This window comes from Ideonella sp. sgz306126, assembly GCF_056032705.1.
In genome coordinates this window covers 447,534-463,843 of record NZ_JBVYWP010000002.1, presented here as the reverse complement: position 1 = coordinate 463,843, position 16,310 = coordinate 447,534, and the positions used below count along the sequence as shown (strand labels likewise).

General features: G+C 68.0%; 15 protein-coding genes. 9 read left to right on the top strand and 6 right to left on the bottom strand.

Annotated features, from left to right (window positions below):
• The first annotated feature begins 117 nt into the window (after positions 1-117).
• Genes AC0N04_RS06600 through AC0N04_RS06585 form a run of 4 tightly spaced genes read left to right on the top strand, consistent with a single transcriptional unit; the run spans position 118 to position 4,918 of the window.
• Positions 118-876, top strand: a complete 759-nt coding sequence (locus tag AC0N04_RS06600; RefSeq protein WP_474279846.1) for a GntR family transcriptional regulator — start codon at positions 118-120, stop codon at positions 874-876.
• A gap of 31 nt (positions 877-907) precedes the next feature.
• Positions 908-1,867: an allantoinase PuuE gene (puuE, locus tag AC0N04_RS06595; RefSeq protein WP_474279845.1), complete on the top strand. Its 960-nt coding sequence runs from the start codon at positions 908-910 to the stop codon at positions 1,865-1,867.
• Between the two features lie 4 nt (positions 1,868-1,871).
• Positions 1,872-3,680, top strand: coding sequence for a 2-oxo-4-hydroxy-4-carboxy-5-ureidoimidazoline decarboxylase (gene uraD, locus AC0N04_RS06590; RefSeq protein WP_474279844.1), 1,809 nt, complete (start codon positions 1,872-1,874; stop codon positions 3,678-3,680).
• Positions 3,677-4,918 (top strand): M20 family metallopeptidase, encoded by a 1,242-nt coding sequence (locus tag AC0N04_RS06585; RefSeq protein ID WP_474279843.1) that lies wholly within the window; start codon positions 3,677-3,679, stop codon positions 4,916-4,918. Before uraD ends, AC0N04_RS06585 begins: the two co-directional genes overlap by 4 nt.
• Positions 4,919-4,948: 30 nt before the next feature.
• Here the strand turns inward: AC0N04_RS06585 and AC0N04_RS06580 are convergent, their stop codons facing one another.
• The 5 genes from AC0N04_RS06580 to AC0N04_RS06560 form a co-directional block, all read right to left on the bottom strand.
• The gene (locus tag AC0N04_RS06580; RefSeq protein WP_474279842.1) at positions 4,949-5,512 is read right to left on the bottom strand and encodes a cytochrome b; all 564 of its coding nucleotides are present in this window, start codon (positions 5,510-5,512) and stop codon (positions 4,949-4,951) included.
• Between the two features lie 98 nt (positions 5,513-5,610).
• Entirely contained in the window at positions 5,611-6,489 is an 879-nt protein-coding gene (locus AC0N04_RS06575; RefSeq protein ID WP_474279841.1) for an ABC transporter permease, read from the bottom strand.
• 61 nt (positions 6,490-6,550) lie between these two features.
• Complete coding sequence (locus AC0N04_RS06570) at positions 6,551-7,372, bottom strand: ABC transporter ATP-binding protein (protein ID WP_474279840.1); 822 nt, start codon at positions 7,370-7,372, stop codon at positions 6,551-6,553.
• A gap of 91 nt (positions 7,373-7,463) precedes the next feature.
• Positions 7,464-8,468 carry an ABC transporter substrate-binding protein gene (locus AC0N04_RS06565; RefSeq protein ID WP_474279839.1) on the bottom strand — a complete coding sequence of 335 codons (1,005 nt, stop codon included), beginning with the start codon at positions 8,466-8,468 and terminating at the stop codon, positions 7,464-7,466.
• Between the two features lie 130 nt (positions 8,469-8,598).
• On the bottom strand, positions 8,599-9,528 hold the full coding sequence (locus AC0N04_RS06560; RefSeq protein WP_474279838.1) for a porin: 930 nt from the start codon (positions 9,526-9,528) through the stop codon (positions 8,599-8,601).
• A gap of 362 nt (positions 9,529-9,890) precedes the next feature.
• Here AC0N04_RS06560 and AC0N04_RS06555 point away from each other — a divergent pair, with 362 nt between their 5' ends.
• Positions 9,891-10,556, top strand: a complete 666-nt coding sequence (locus AC0N04_RS06555; protein WP_474279837.1) for a response regulator — start codon at positions 9,891-9,893, stop codon at positions 10,554-10,556.
• Entirely contained in the window at positions 10,543-11,946 is a 1,404-nt protein-coding gene (locus AC0N04_RS06550) for a sensor histidine kinase (protein WP_474279836.1), read from the top strand. Before AC0N04_RS06555 ends, AC0N04_RS06550 begins: the two co-directional genes overlap by 14 nt.
• Before the next feature lie 4 nt (positions 11,947-11,950).
• Here AC0N04_RS06550 and AC0N04_RS06545 read toward each other — a convergent pair whose 3' ends face one another.
• Complete coding sequence (locus AC0N04_RS06545; RefSeq protein ID WP_474279835.1) at positions 11,951-13,057, bottom strand: ABC transporter substrate-binding protein; 1,107 nt, start codon at positions 13,055-13,057, stop codon at positions 11,951-11,953.
• Positions 13,058-13,196: 139 nt separating this feature from the next.
• Between AC0N04_RS06545 and AC0N04_RS06540 the strand changes: the two genes are divergently transcribed.
• The 3 genes from AC0N04_RS06540 to AC0N04_RS06530 all read left to right on the top strand — a co-directional run bounded on the left by AC0N04_RS06540 (position 13,197) and on the right by AC0N04_RS06530 (position 16,232).
• Positions 13,197-13,553: an ATP-binding protein gene (locus AC0N04_RS06540; RefSeq protein WP_474279834.1), complete on the top strand. Its 357-nt coding sequence runs from the start codon at positions 13,197-13,199 to the stop codon at positions 13,551-13,553.
• Between the two features lie 288 nt (positions 13,554-13,841).
• Positions 13,842-15,695 (top strand): P-loop ATPase, Sll1717 family, encoded by a 1,854-nt coding sequence (locus tag AC0N04_RS06535; RefSeq protein WP_474279833.1) that lies wholly within the window; start codon positions 13,842-13,844, stop codon positions 15,693-15,695.
• Positions 15,696-15,971: 276 nt separating this feature from the next.
• Entirely contained in the window at positions 15,972-16,232 is a 261-nt protein-coding gene (locus tag AC0N04_RS06530; protein WP_474279832.1) for a VF530 family protein, read from the top strand.
• The last annotated feature ends 78 nt before the right edge of the window (positions 16,233-16,310 follow it).

Genomic DNA, 16,310 nt, shown 5'->3' with positions numbered 1-16,310 from the left:
GGGGTGGTGCGTGCGGGGCGATCGCGGTGCGTCGCGTGGCTTGCGCTTCGGCCAGAAGTGTATACACTTTGGTGTCCAGGTCAACGCTTCCGGGTGACTCGCACCCGCGCCCCACCGATGCCCGTCCCGTCCCGCTCTCCCCGTCCGCCGCGTGCCGCCGCGAAGGCGCCGCCGCGCGCAGCCCGGCGGGCGGCCGTGGCCGAGGCGGCGCCGGCCGGCGCGACCGAGCGCATCGTCGACGCGATCACCACCGCCATCATTGAGCGCCGGCTGATGCCCGGCACCAAGCTGGCCGAGCAGAAGATCGCCGACCTGTTCAAGGTTTCGCGCACGCTGGTGCGCCAGGCGCTCAACCAGCTCAGCCGCGACCGCCTGGTGACGCTGACGCCGGCGCGCGGTGCCTGCGTCGCCACGCCCAGCCCCGAGGAGGCGCGCCAGGTGTTCGAGGCGCGCGCGATGATCGAGGCGGCGCTGGTGCGCCAGCTTTGCGCGGTCGTCACCGATGAGCAGGTCGCCGCGCTGCGCAGCCACCTGCGCAGCGAGCGCGAGGCGCTGGCGCGCACCGACGTGACCGGACGCACCCGCCTGCTGGCCGATTTCCACGTGCTGCTGGCGCGCCTGCTGGGCAACGAGGTGCTGGCCCAGTTGCTGGCCGACCTGCTGAGCCGGTCGTCGCTGATCGCGCTGATGTACCAGTCGGCCCATTCGGCCCAGGCCTCGCAGGACGAGCACGAGCAGATCGTCGAGGCCTTGCACCGGCGCGACGCCCGCGCCGCGGCGCGGCTGATGGAGCAGCACCTGCACAGCGTCGAGCGCAACCTGAACCTCAACCCGCGCGCGCCGGACCTGGCCGCCGCCCTGCAACTGGGCGGTTGAGGCCAGGCCGTCCCCACACCAGCGATCCCCCATGACCCGACCCCTCGCCCCCGCCCGCTACCCGCGCGACCTGCGCGGCCATGGCCGCCTGCCGCCCGACGCCCACTGGCCCGGCCGCGCCCGGGTGGCGCTGCAGTTCGTGCTGAACTACGAGGAAGGCGGCGAGAACTCGGTTCTGCACGGCGATGCCGGCAGCGAGCAGTTCCTCTCGGAGATGTTCAACCCGGCCAGCTACCCCGCGCGGCACCTGAGCATGGAGAGCCTCTACGAGTACGGCGCGCGGGTCGGCGTGTGGCGCATCCTGCGCGAGTTCGAGCGCCGCGGCCTGCCGCTGACGGTGTTCGGCGTCGGCATGGCGCTGGAGCGCTGCCCGGAGGTCACGGCGGCCTTCGTCGAGCTGGGCCACGAGATCGCCTGCCACGGCTGGCGCTGGATCCACTACCAGAGCCTGCCCGAGGCGGTCGAGCGCGAGCACCTGCGCCTGGGGCTGGACGCGATCACGCGGCTGACCGGCGAGCGTCCGCTGGGCTGGTACACCGGCCGCGACAGCCCGAACACCCGCCGCCTGGTGGTCGACGCCGGCGGCATCGAGTACGACAGCGACGCCTACGGCGACGACCTGCCGTTCTGGCTGCAGGTGCGCAAGACCGACGGCGCGCTGGCGCCGCACCTGGTCGTGCCCTACACGCTCGATTGCAACGACATGCGCTTCGCGCTGCCGCAGGGCTTCAGCCACGGCGACGAGTTTTTCGAGTACCTGCGCGACGCCTTCGACGTGCACTACGCCGAGGGCGAGGAGTTCCCCGCGATGATGAGCATCGGCATGCACTGCCGGCTGCTGGGCCGGCCGGGCCGCATGCGCGCGCTGCAGCGCTTCCTGGACCATGTCGAGGCGCATGACCGGGTCTGGGTGACGCGGCGCATCGACATCGCGCGGCACTGGAAGGCCACCCATCCCTTCGATGCGGCCACCGCCTTTGTCTGGGAGTGACGAGATGACGCGCCCGACCCCTTCGTCCACCGCGGCGCTGACGCTGGAGCAGCTCAACGCCGCCACGCCCGACGAGGTGGCGGTGCTGCTGGACGGCACCTACGAGCATTCGCCCTGGATCGCCGAGCGCGCCGCCGCGCAGCGGCCGTTCAAGAGCCTGGCGCACCTGAAGCAGGCGATGGCCACGGTGGTGCGCGAGGCCGGCCGCGATGCCCAGCTCGGCCTGATCCGCGCCCACCCCGAGCTGGCCGGCAAGGCCATGGTCAGGCGCACGCTGACCGCCGAGTCGACGAACGAACAAGGCCGGGCCGGCCTGACCGATTGCACGCCCGAGGAATTCGCCCGGCTGCAGCAGCTCAACGCGGCCTACAACGACCGGTTCGGCTTCCCCTTCATCCTCGCGGTGCGCGGGCCGCGCGGCCTGGGGCTGGGCCGCCAGGAGATCATCGCCACCTTCGAGCGTCGTCTCGGCAACCCGCCGGACTTCGAGCTGGCCGAGTGCCTGCGCAACATCCACCGCATCGCCGAGATCCGCCTGGGCGACAAGTTCGGCGTCACGCCCGCGCGGGGCCACCAGGTGTGGGACTGGGCCGAGCAGCTGGCCGAGTTCTCCGACGCCGGCGCGGCCGAGCGCGGCGAGCTGAGCGTCACCTACCTGACCGACGCGCACCGGGCCTGCGCGCAGCGGCTGGCGCAGTGGATGCGCGACGACTGCGGTTTCGACGAGGTGCAGGTCGACGCGGTCGGCAACGTGGTCGGTGTCTACCGCGGAAGCGAACCGGGCGCGCCCCGGCTGCTGACCGGCAGCCACTACGACACGGTGCGCAACGGCGGCAAGTACGACGGCCGGCTCGGCATCCTGGTGCCCATGGCCTGCGTGCGCGAGCTGCACGCGCAGGGTCGGCGCCTGCCCTTCGACCTGGAGGTGGTGGGTTTCGCCGAGGAAGAGGGCCAGCGCTACAAGGCGACCTTTCTCGGCTCGGGCGCGCTGGTGGGGCAGTTCGACCCGGCCTGGCTGGACCAGCGCGATGCCGACGGCATCCCGATGCGCGAGGCGATGGCCGCGGCCGGCCTGCGGCCCGAAGGCATCCCGGCGCTGCGGCGCGACCCCAGCCGCTACCAGGCCTTCGTCGAGGTCCACATCGAGCAGGGCCCGGTGCTCAACGCGCTGGACCTGCCGCTGGGCGTGGTCACCTCGATCAACGGCAGCGTGCGCTTCGTCGGCGAGTACGTCGGCATGGCCAGCCACGCCGGCACCACGCCGATGAACGCGCGGCGCGATGCGGCCACCGCGGCGGCCGAGCTGGCGCTGTACGTCGAGCGACGCGCCGCGGCGGTGCCCGACCTGGTCGGCACCGTCGGTCAGCTGGAGGTGCCGTCCGGCTCGATCAACGTGGTGCCGGGCCGCTGCCGCTTCAGCCTGGACCTGCGCGCCACCACCGACGCGGTGCGCGACGCCTGCGCCGCCGACGTGCTGGCCGAGGCGGCGCGCATCGCCGAGCGGCGCGGCCTGCAGCGGGTGCTCGAAGAAACGATGCGCGCGTCGGCGGCGCCCAGCGCACCGGCCTGGCAGCAGCGCTGGGAGGCGGCGGTGAGCGCGCTGGGCCTGCCGGTGCTGCACCTGCCCAGCGGCGCCGGCCACGACGCGATGAAGCTGCACGAGGCGATGCCGCAGGCGATGTTGTTCGTGCGCGGACAGAACGCCGGCATCAGCCACAACCCGCTCGAAGCCATCACCAGCGAGGACGCCGAGCTCGCCGTGCTGGCCTTCAACCATCTGCTCGACCAACTTGCCACGGAAGACCTCGCATGACCGCATCCGATGACCTGCACGCCCGGCTCGACGCCTGGATCGACGCCCACTTCGATGAGCAGGTGCGCTTCCTGCAAGCGCTGGTGCGGGTGCCCACGCCGACCCCGCCGGGCAACAACGCGCCGCACGCCGATCGTCTGGCCGAGCTGCTGCAGGGCTTCGGCCTGGCGGCCGAGAAGTACCCGGTGCCCGAGGCCGAGGTGCGTGCCTACGGCATGGCGTCGATCACCAACCTGGTCGTGCGGCGCAAGTACGGCGAGGGCCGCACGATCGCGATGAACGCGCACGGCGACGTCGTGCCGCCCGGCGACGACTGGACCCACGACCCCTACGGCGCCGAGATCGAGGACGGCCGGCTCTACGGCCGGGCCTCGGCGGTCAGCAAGTGCGACATGAGCACCTACACCTTCGCGGTGCGGGCGCTGGAGGCAGTGGCCGCGCCGCGCCGGGGCGGCGTCGAGCTGATCTTCACCTACGACGAGGAGTTCGGCGGCGAGCTGGGCCCGGGCTGGCTGCTGCAGCGCGGGCTGACGAAGCCGGACCTGCTGATCGCCGCCGGCTTCAGCTACCAGGTCGTCACCGCGCACAACGGCTGCCTGCAGATGGAGGTGACGGTGCACGGCAAGATGGCCCACGCCGCGATCCCCGAGTCCGGCATCGACGCGCTGCAGGGCGCGGTGGCCATCCTGGCCGCGCTCTATGCGCAGAACCAGCGCTACCCATCGATTCGCTCGCAGGTCAAGGGCATCACCCACCCGTACCTGAACGTCGGCCTGATCGAGGGCGGCACCAACACCAACGTGATCCCGGGCAAGGTGGTGTTCAAGCTGGACCGGCGCATGATCCCCGAGGAGAACAGCGCCGAGGTCGAGGCCGAGGTGCGGCGCGTGATCGCCGAGGCGGCGGCGGCGATGCCCGGCATCACGGTCGAGATCCGCCGCATGCTGATGTGCGAGGCCCTGAAGCCGCTGCCCGGCAACGCGCCGCTGGTGGAGGCCTTGCAGCGCAACGCCAGCGAGGTCTTCGGCGAGCCCATCGAGACCTCGGGCACGCCGCTCTACACCGACGTGCGGCTGTTCGGTGCCGCCGGCGTGCCGGCCGCGATCTACGGCGCCGGCCCGCGCACCGTGCTGGAGAGCAACGCCAAGCGGGCCGACGAGCACATCGTGCTGGAAGACCTGCGCCGCGCGACCCAGGTCGTGGCGCGCACGCTGGCGGATCTGCTCGGCGCGGCCTGAATCGCGCCCGGGTTCAGCGGCGCAGCGCGATCACCGGCGCCCGGGCAGCATCGACGCCATCACGCCGTCCTTCAGCACCCACTGGTGGAAGAGGGCCGCCACGGCGTGCAGGCCGGCCAGCCAGACGATGGTGTCGCCGAGGAATTTGTGCACGTCGCCCCAGTCGGCCAGGCCGGCGAGGGCGGAGTCCTTGACCAGCGGGATCTGCTCGACGCGCAGGCCGCCCAGCAGGGTCAGCGGATGGCTCTCGCTGCCCAGGGCCAGCAGCGCCGCGATCGGCAGGGCCAGCAGCAGCGCCCAGAGCAGCCCCTGGACCGCCTTGGACGCGATGTGCATCGCGCGAGACATCTGAAAGGCCGGCGGCGTGGGCCGCAAGGCCACCCAGACCAGGCGCAGCAGGGTCAGCACGAAGACCAGGCTGCCCAAGGACTCGTGCCAGACGATGTCGATGCGTGTGGCGGGGTCGACCCCTTGATCCATCAGGCGGCCGAAGTGGTCGGGCCCGAGGATGAAGGCGACGACCACGGCGACGGCCGTGATCCAGTGCAGCGCCTGGCTCAGGCGATCGTAACGGGTGGGGGAAGGCGGGTTCATGACGCGTCCAGGAGAGTTCGGTGTGACTATAAGAGCAGCGTGCTAAGCGATGTGAACGAGGGCCCGGCGGCGGGCCCTCGTTCCTTGGGGGGAGGGGCTCAGACCGTGTCGTGCAGCGGCGCCGGGCGCCATTTGGCCAGGCGGTTTTCGAGCAGGGTCATCAGGTACTCGGCGGTGAGCGCGACGCCCATGATGATCACGATCGCGGCGTACATGCCGGCCGCATCGAACGAGCCCTGCGCGACGTTGATCAGCAAGCCGATGCCGTAGCGCGAACCGACGAACTCGCCGACGATGGCGCCGACGATGGCGAAGCCGAAGCTCACGTGCAGCGAGGCGAAGATCCAGCTCATCGCCGACGGCACGATCACCGTGCGCGTCAGCTGCCACGGCGAGGCGCCGAGGATCTGCGCGTTGGCGATCAGCGACCGGTCGGCCTCGCGCACGCCCTGGAAGGCGTTGGAGAACACGACGAAGAAGACCATCACGAAAGACAGCGCCACCTTCGAGGTCAGGCCCAGGCCGAACAGCATGATGAAGATCGGCGCCAGCACGACCCGCGGCACCGAGTTGATCAGCTTGATGTAGATCGAGAACACGTCGGCCGCCATCTTGTTGCGTCCGAGCGCGACGCCGATCAGCACGCCGGCGAGCGAGCCGGTGAAGAAGCCGATCAGCGATTCCTCGGTCGTCACCCACAGGTGGTACCAGAGCGAGACGCCGTCGGCGCCCTCGGTGGCCCATTCGTACAGGCGCAGCACGACGGCCGACGGGCTGGAGAAGAACAGCTCCCGGATCAGGTGCAGCCGGGAGGCCAGCTCCCAGCCGCCGAGGAACGCGATCAGGATGGCCCAGCGCCATGCGAGGACCCGGCGCCGGCGCCGCAGCGCGGCGGCGGCCGCGGTGGCCTCGATGTCGGCGTCGGACGTGCCGGGTCGATGGGTGCTGCTCGGGGCCGCGCGCTCGGGGCTGCTCATGCGTGTCTCCTGGGGCCGGATCGGGCCGGCGGTGTTCGGTGCGGGGATGGCCGGCATGGTGTCAGGCCGCCACTTCGGTGCGCGCGGCGCCGATCATGACTTCTTCGCGCAGGTCGTTCCAGATGGTCTGCGAGAGCTCGATGAAGTGCTTCTCGTAGCGGATCTCGGACACCACGCGCGGGCGCGGGATGTCGATGCGGTAGACCGACTTGACGGTGGCGGGCCCGGCGGTCAGCACGTAGACGCGGTCGGCCAGGCCGATGGCCTCCTCGAGGTCGTGGGTCACGAACAGCACCGAGGCGCGGGCCTCGGACCACAGCCTCAGCAACTCGTCGTGCATCAGCACCCGGGTCTGCACGTCGAGCGCCGAGAACGGCTCGTCCATCAGCAGGATCTGCGGCTCGTTGATGAAGGTCTGCGCCAGCGCGACCCGCTTGCGCATGCCGCCCGACAGCTGGTGCGGGTACTTGTCTTCGTGGCCCGACAGGTTGACGCGGGCCAGCCAGCGGTGGGCGCGCTCGTAGGCCTCGTCCTTCGCGACGCCGCGGTAGAGCGGCCCGGCGACGACGTTGTCGATCACGCTGCGCCAGGGGAACAGCGCGTCGGTCTGGAACGCGAAGCCGATGCGCGGGTCGATGCCGTTCACCGGTCCGCCGAAGACCCGGACCTCGCCGCTCGACGGCTTGGCCAGGCCGGTGACCAGGTTCAGGGTGGTGGACTTCCCGCACCCGGTCGGGCCGACGATGGCGACGAACTCGCCTCGCTCGACCGTCATCGAGAAGTCTCGAATCGCGGTCATCGATTTGCCGTCGGGCGTCATGAAGCGCCGGCTGGTGTGGATCAGCTCGATGGCGGGGCTGTCGGGGGCGGTGGGATCGGGCATGGCGGTGGGCGGTGGAGCGTGCAGGTCGGCACGCGGAGCAACGTGGAGGGCCGCGGCACCGGCCGCGCGAAGCGGCCGGTGTCGCAAGGGCTTACCGGGCGTTCTTGACGAACTCGGTGGTGTAGGTCTTGCCCAGGTCGATCTTCTTGCCCTGCAGCGACTTCTTGAATTTCGACAGCACCGCCAGCACGGTCTCCGGTCCGCCGGCCGGCATCACGCCGTCGGGCGTGAACATGCCCTTGCCGTTGGCCAGCGCGGCGACGTAGCCGGCCTTGTCGCCGACGTAGTAGTCCGCCGGCATCTTGTCGGCGATCTCGGCGGCGCTGTGGGTGTTGATGAACTTGAGCGTCTTGACGAAGGCGTTGGCGAGCTTCTGCGTCGTCTCCCTGTGGCTGTTGACCCAGGACGTCTCCATGTACAGCGAGGCGGCCGGGTAGGTGCCGCCCAGCGCGGCCTTGGTCGACTCCATCGAGCGCATGTCCAGCAGCACCTTGGCCTCGCCCGACTTCAGCAGCCGCGAGACGGTGGGCTCGGTGGTCATGCCGGCCTGGATCTTGTCCTGCTCCATCGCGGCGATGAAGGTCGTGCCCGCGCCGACGCCCAGCGAGGTGAAGGCGCCCAGCGGCACGCCGTTCTTGACGGCCAGGTACTGGGTCAGGAAGTTCGTCGACGAGCCCAGGCCGGTGACGCCCAGCGTCTTGCCCTTCACGTCGGCGAAGGACTTGATCTCGGGGTGCTTGGTCGACACCAGCTCGACCTCGCCGGGGGCCTGGCTGAACTGCACGACGGATTCGATCGACTCGCCCTTGCCTTGCAGGTCGATGCAGTGGTCGTAGAAGCCGACCACGCCCTGCACCGAGCCGGCGATCAGCTCGACCTCGGCGTCGACCCCGGCCGGTTCGTTGAGGATGGCGACATCGAGCCCCTCGTCCTTGAAGTAGCCCAGCCGCTCGGCCAGCTTGGCGGGCAGGTAGATCTGCTTTTCAAAGCCGCCGACCATCAGGGTGATCTTCTCGGCCGCCAGCGCGCCGGTGGAGGCCGCCGCGGTCAGGGCGGCGAGGAGGACGGTGCGGCGCACGCTGCGTTGCTTCGACATGGTGTGTTTCCTGGGTTGTGTCTCGCGCTGGGCGAGGAAAGGCGCCGGGCTTGGGGGGAAGGACGGCCCGGCGCGGGACGAGACCTGGACACGACGGGGATTCTGCGAGTCGCCCGTGCGTGAACGCAAGTCAGAACACGTGGTTGATACCGAGGTCGTAGCCCGACTTCTCGGTCGCGAGCTTGCTGTCGTTCGCGACGTCGACGTAGAGCTTGGTCCGCTTCGACAGCCAGTGGTGGTAGCCGATCGCGAGCTTCTGGTGGATCGTCACGCCGGCCTGCTGCTGCTCTGCAAAGCCCATGCGCACCTGGCCGGCGCCGACCGGCACGATGGCGCCGACGAGGTAGCCGTGGGTCTTGGCGCCGGTGGTGGTGGTGCCGCCGCTCCAGCCGGCGCTCAGCAGCACCGTCTTCAGGTCGTAGCGCAGCCCCAGCGAGGAGATCCTGTCGGACGCGCCGGCCGGCTTCTCCAGGCCCGCAGCGAGGAACAGCGGCCCGGTGGTGTAGTTGGCCGCGACCGAGTACGGACGGTCGGGGCCGCCGTTCTTGTCGGACTCGCCCAGCGTCGCGGCGAGGTTCAGGCCGTTGGCGCTGTAGTCGTAGCGCACCGAGCCGGCCACGCGCACCTTGTCGACGCCCAGGCGCAGCCCGATCTCGCGCAGGCTGCCCACCGTCTCGCCGTCGAACGGGTCGAGCTGGTTCTGGATCAGCGAGAACGCGGCGACGTACTGGCGACCGAGGTTCACCGTGCCGTAGGCGGTGTGCAGGCCCACCGTGCTGTAGCCGTTCCAGAAGTTGCTGGTGGCCGCGCCGGTGGACGGATCGAAGCGCGCCTCGATGCCGAACAGCGCGCTCATGCCGTCGCCCAGGTCCTCGCTGCCCTTGAAGCCGAGGCGGCTGCCGACGGCGTCGGCGATCGCCTTGTTGCTGGTACCCAGGTCCTTCTGGAAGCCCATGTCGATCTTGCCGTAGACCGTCACGTTGGACTGGGCCGCCGCCGTGGTGGCGACGGCGGCCCCGGCCGCCAGGGCGGCCAGGGTGCGCAGGGAAATCTTTCTCATCGTGTCTCCTCGTTGTGATGTGTGCGGGGCCTGCCCGCGCCCGCCGGTGTCGTTCCGTGCGGTGCGTGGAGCACGCCGTGGTGCGGGTGTCGCTGCCGGCCGCCGCCGCGGTGTCCTACACTGGCCGGCGCCGGTGGAGCGGCGCGCGGCCCGGGGCGGCAGCCGGGGTGGCATGCGAAAAGGTGGGTGGTTCTGCAGTCTCCTGACATCGATTCGGTCGGTGGGCGCCGGGGGCCGGCGGGGGCGGGTTCGTCGACGCGGCGCAGTGTGCTGGGCAGCAGCTTTCACGCTGCTTTCCTTTGCCCATCGCTAGGGAAACCCCCAGCGCCGCCGGACGACCACCGCCACGGAAGGAACATCGAATGCGACTGCTTCTGGTCGAAGACAGCCTCAAGCTCGCCAGCTGGCTGGCGAAGGCGCTGCAGCAGGCGGGCTATGCCGTGGACCTGGTCCACGACGGGCGCGACGCCGACCACCTGCTGCTGACGCAGCCCTACGACGCGGCCATCCTCGACCTCGGCCTGCCGTCGATGGACGGGCTCACCGTGCTGCGCCGGCTGCGCGAGCGCGGCGTGGCGATGCCGGTGCTGATCCTGACGGCCCGCGGCGGGCTGGACGATCGCATCGGCGGCCTGAACCTGGGCGCGGACGACTACCTGGTCAAGCCGTTCGAGCTCGCCGAGCTCGAGGCGCGGCTGAAGGCGCTGATCCGGCGCGCGAACGGGATCAACCTGCCGCTGATCACGGTCGGCCCGCTGTCCTACGAGAGCAGCGGACGCGTCTTCACGCTGGCCGGCCGCACGCTGGCGCTGCGCCCCAAGGAGCACGCGGTGCTGGAGGTGCTGGCGCTGCGCGTCGGCAAGGCCACCAGCAAGGACATCCTGTACGAAAAGGTGTTTTCGATGAACGCGACCGCCGGGCAGGACGTCGTCGAGGTCTACATCCACCGGCTGCGCAAGCAGCTGCAGGACTCGGGGGTGTCGATCGTCACGCTGCGCGGCCTGGGCTACGTCCTTGAATCCCGCTAGCAGCCTGCGCCTGCAGCTGCTGGGCTGGCTGCTCGGCCCGCTGGTGGCGCTGCTCGGCGTCAACGCGTACTTCAGCAACGACGCCGCCGTGGCGGCCGCCAACCACGCCTTCGACCGGCTGCTGCTCGCGTCGGCCGACACGATCGCCGAGGACGTCTCGGTGCAGGAAGGCCAGATCGTCGTGGACCTGCCCTACGCGGCCCTGCAACTGCTGGAGTCCAACCTGCAGGAGCGCGTCTTCTACCGCGTGGTCGGCCCCGGCGGGCGCACGCTGACGGGCTACGACGACCTGCCGCTGCCGGCGCGGCCCGCCGCCAGCCCGGACGAGGCGAGCTTTTATTCGGCCGATTACCGGGGCGACCGGATCAAGCTGGTCGCGCTGTACAAGCGGCCCTTCCGGGTCGCCTCGACCGAGCCGATCGTGATCGTGGTGGCCGAGACCGGGGAGTCGCGCAACGCGCTGTCGCACCAGATCTTCATCGAGGGCCTGGCGCGGCAAGGGCTGCTGATCGCCGTCACCGGGGTCCTGGTGTGGCTGGGCCTGGCGCGGGGCCTGCGGCCGCTGATGCGCCTGCGCGACAGCGTGTTGCGCCGCTCCTCGTCCGACCTGAGCCCGATCGACGACAGCCTGGTGCAGGCTGAGGTGCGGCCGCTGATCCAGGCGCTGAACCAGCACACCGGCCGGCTCGAAGGCCTGATCGCCAGCCGGCAGCGCTTCATCGACGACGCCTCGCACCAGTTGCGGACGCCGCTGGCGGAAATGCACACGCAGATCGAATACTGCCTGCGCCAGGGCCGGGCCGACCTGGCGCAGCAGACGCTGGCGGACCTTCAGCGCGACATCCACGACATGGCCCACCTGGTGGCGCAGATCCTGTTGCTGGCGCGTTCCGATCCGGCCATGCTGGCCGATCAGCGGACCGCCTGCGTGAACCTGACCGCGCTGGCCCGCGCGGCGGCGCACGAGCACGTGCCCGCCGCACGCAAGAAGGCGATCGACCTCGGTTTCGAGGACGACGGGCAGGACGTGCGGGTGCACGGCAACGAGGTGCTGCTGCGCGAACTGGTCGCGAACCTGCTGGACAACGCGATCCGCTACACCCAGCACGGCGGCGCGATCGAGGTGCGGGTGGCGCGCGACGGCGTGGCGATCCTGGAAGTGCAGGACAACGGCCCCGGCATCCCGCCGCACGAGCGCGAGCGGGTGTTCGAGCGCTTCTACCGCGGCACGGCGGCGCAGGCGCCGGGCTCGGGGCTGGGGCTGTCCATCGTCCAGAGCATCTGCGCGGCGCATCGCGCGCAGATCGAGCTGGGCACGGCGCGCTCGGGGCGCGGCCTGTGCGTGCGGGTCCGCCTGACCCCGGCCGACGACGCCCCCGGCCTGCGGTGAGCCGTCAGTTCGGCGGGCCGATGGCCTGATGCCAGCGGCGCAGGAAATCCGCCTGCTTGGCCCGGTCGAGGTAGACCAGCAGCGTCGGATCGACGCGGATCGGCTGCAGGCTCGCGCCGAGCTGGCGCTGCAGCGCGGCCGCGGTGAACTCGCCCTCGACGTCGGCGCGGATCGACGACAGCTCCGAGCGCCTGGCCAGCACCGTCTGGCCGCGCCGCGACAGCAGATAGTCGAGCCACAGCCGCGCCGCGCTGGGATGCGGCGCGGCGCGCGAGATCAGCGCGATGCGCGACATCACCAGCGTGTAGTCGGACGGCAGCACGACGCCGATCGACGGGTCGCGCCGGGCGCGCGTCAGCGCATACGAGCCGATCAGGTTGTAGCCGAGGTAGGCCTTGCCGGAGGCGATGCGCTCCATCATCACCGAGGTGTCCGACTCCAGCTCGACCGAGTTGGCGCCCAGCACGCGCGCGAAGTTCCAGAACGCCGGCCGGGTGCGGCTGTCCTGCGTGGCGAACAGCTTGCCGACCGCGGATTTCTCGATGTCGTAACTGGTGACCCGGCCGACGTACTTGTCGCGGCGCGTCTCCAGCAGGCGCTGGAAATCCGCGTGGGTGCGGGGGATCTCGGCGCCGGTCACCAGCCGCGTGTTGTAGACGAACACCGCCGGCTCGAAGGTGGTGCCGTAGCCCGTGTCGCGCCAGACCGCCCAGGCGGGCAGCGCCGCCGCTTCGGGCGAGCGGTAGGCCGCAGCCAGGTTGTCGTTGGCCAGCTTCATCTGCAGGTCCATCGCCGAACTCCACAGCACGTCGGCCGACGGGCGGTGCGCCGCCACTTCGTCGACGTAGCGCGCGTACAGCTCGCTGCTGTTGAGTTCGGTGTAGACCACCCGCACGCCCGGATAGATCGACTCGAAATCGCGGATCAGCGGGGCCGCGGCGGCCAGGTCGGTCGCCGCATACACCACCACCTTGCCTTCGGAGCGGGCGGCCGAGACCAGCTGGACGTCGCTCGACGGGTAGACCGGCGGCAACTGCGCCCGGGCCGCCGGGCAGCACAGGGCCAGCGCAGCGGCGAAGAAGGACAGGACGTGCGACGCGCGCGGATTCACGGATGAAGTGCCCAGGTCAGGAGCCGCGGTCGGCACCGGGGCGCGGCGAGTATAGCGGCGCCCACCTGACGGTTTCGTCATCGGGCGGTCAGCCCCGCGTGCCGGGCCAGGGCCTACCGTGCCAGCCCTGATGCTGCCGATGATCCCGCCCCCCCTGCCGTTCCCTCCGCGCGCCGCGCCGCGACGGCGATCGTCCCGGCCCGCGCTGGGCGTGGCCGGATCGGGCTACTGGATCGCGCAGCGCACCGACCATGCCGAGGTGGCGGTGAGCAACCCTAGCGCCACGATCGCCGCCGAGCACCTGGAGCGGCTGTTCGACCGCTTCTACCGCGTCGACAGCTCCCGCGCCAACAGCGGCGACAGCCACGGCCTGGGCCTGGCGATCGTCAAGGCCATCGCCACGATGCACCAGGGCCAGGTCTTCGCCCACTCGGTCGACGGGCTGACGACGGTGGGGTTCAGCGTCGCGCTGGCGCCGCCCGCGACCCGGCACTGAGCCGCTGCGGTAGCTCGCGAACGGCAGAGGGCGGCGTTGCGGAACGGCCTGGAAGGTTCGCGAGTGAGCGCCTTCCGTGGGACCTCAAGGCCGGCCTGCGAGCCGTTCCTCCCGGGGCTTGCGCATCTGGGCTCGGCCGGGCAAAGTCGGTCCGAACGGAGTGCTGCTGGGGTCGGCTTGATAACACCCACCGTACCGGTTGGCAAGGTGTTGCACTTCAGATTTGAGACCGCCCCGGATGAAACCACGGATAACCACCCACAAAGCTAATGGCGATCACAGCACAGCATGGCTATAGTCAACCTACGCCAGTTCCCGTTAAATCGTAAAAGCGAGAGCCTGAGACCTATGGATAACCCGCAGTCAAAGCAGCCTCTGTGGAAGACTCTCGATCAATTGAAGGATCCCTTCAATGACGCAGTGAACTACAGGACGCGTCAGGAGAAGGAGTTCTTCAATCAGATCTTTCTGCGTACTACCGACTTGTTCGACTGCCTCAAACCATCCGTCTACTATTTGATTGGCGAAAAGGGCTCGGGCAAGACGGCGTATGCCGCCTATCTTGAAAATAACGATGTTGAGAAGACCCGCTGTAAACTCTCCACAATGACCGAGAGTCAGTACAAACGCTTCATTGCACTAAAGCGTCAAGGAAAACTAGAATATAGCGACTACGCGAACATCTGGCGCCCGATGCTGCTAAATATGACGGCACAAGCGTTGATCCAAAAGTCGAAGGGCTTTCTCGAGAGTTTCACTGGCAAATTTAATGAGATCGAAGCCGAAGTAGAGACCTTCAATAAAGATGCGCTCAATCCTGAGGTTGAAGTTGCGTTCGAGATGATCAGGGAATTATCGGATTCCTTCCAGGTTGGTTACGATAAGTTCGCCAAGGTTTCAGCAGAGGATAAATCTAAAATTTCGGATAAAACTGAGCAGATAAAGCACCATCTGCTGGAGAAGGAAACGCGCCTGAAGCAGGCGATCGCCGATCTGCGCTTATCTCGGAATCACGTTCTTTTTGTGGACGGCATCGACTACCGACCAGAGAATGTCCCTTACAACGATTACTTGGCCTGCGTCAAAGGACTCGGGGAAGCTGTTTGGCAGTTGAACACTGAGTATTTTGGAAATATTCGGGACTCAAAGGGGCGTATAAAGATAGTGCTTCTCGTGCGTCCGGATGTTTTTCATTCACTCAATCTGTACAACTCCAACTCGCGTCTTCGTGACAATTCCGTATTACTTGACTGGTCGACAACCGAACAAGGAATGCGAGACTCTCGGCTGTACGAGGCTACCGGAAAGTTTTTTGCAAGCCAGCAGGACGATGAGGTCAACGACCTCGTCGCCGCTGACCACTATCTCGCTGCAGATGAGTCACAAACAATATTTCGCCGATTACTACGAGCTTCATTTCAAAAACCACGTGACCTCCTAACCTTTGTAAAGATAGCAAGAGGTGTGTCAGTCAAGCGACTCGGTCGAGGAGCTGAAAACAAGTTTGGTTCAGATATTGTACGTAACCCAGATTTCACGAAAGAGTATGCAGATTACTTGTTGGGTGAGGTAAGAAATTACTCTGCCTTTTATATGGAGCAGGAGGATTTCTTTCTGTACATAAAGTTCTTTCAATATTTGGATGGAAAGCCAGAATTTAAATTTGATGATTTTGTCAGAGCATTTGATAGATTCAAGGGCTGGATTCGCGGGGAAACCGTAAGGGCAACTGAATATCTTCGCGACCCTGAAGCACTTCTACAGTTTTTCTACGATATTAATGTAGTTGGATATCGAGAGATAGTTGGGGATGATGCAGAAAAGTTCTTTCATTTTTCGTTTCGGGAGAGAACGCTGACAAATATTGCACCGAAGGTCAAAACTTCCGGAATCCTGATGATCAACTTGGGCGTGTCCAAGGCGCTCGATATTGGGTTACGCGTCCAGAATTCGACCAATCAGAATACCGGCCCCAGTGGTTCTCGCAGACGGCGGCAGGGGTCTAAGCAGCAACACCGGGGCTCTAAAGAGACCGTCCACAGTGCTGCCCGGCAGCCGCAGGCGGCTAGGAAGGTTTTTGGAACTACGGTGGCTAAAAAGACGTCGGTGAAGCCTTATCGAGGAGGTTCGAAGAAAGGCTAATGTCGTCCGCGAGTAGACGTGCATAGAGCGGTCTATCCTTGTACAGGAGCTCCCCACCACCTCAACCAATCGTTTTGATTTCGCTGGTCTGCCTTTTTTCTTCCTGGCAAAGCCGTATTCGTCCGCGGTGATGCAGCGCCAATCGGAACAGACGGCCCATCTAACGGCGGCCAGGTTGCACACGGAGTGGGTGCGGGCCTCGATACGAACCGCGTAGCAAGGCGCCGTGCATTTGTCGTCGCCCCCCCTCCCGCCCTCGCCGGCGACAATCGCGTCATGACCACCCCCCTCCCGTCGCCCCAGGCGCAGCCGCGCAACCCGCTGCATGGGGTGACCCTCGAGGCCGTTGTGACCGCACTGCGCGACGAGTACGGTTGGGCGGGCCTCGATGCGCGCATCCCGCTGCGCTGCTTCGCCTTCGACCCGAGCATCAAGGCCAGCCTCACGTTCCTGCGCAAGACGCCGTGGGCGCGCGAGAAGGTCGAGGGGCTCTACCTGTTCATGCTGCGGGAGCGCCAACGCAGCCAGCCCCGCTGAGGCGGGGCTGAGAGCGGCCCTGAGGGCCTGGGGTTCGCCGGGGGCCGTCAACGGCCTGCGCCCACCGGCCGGCCGGCC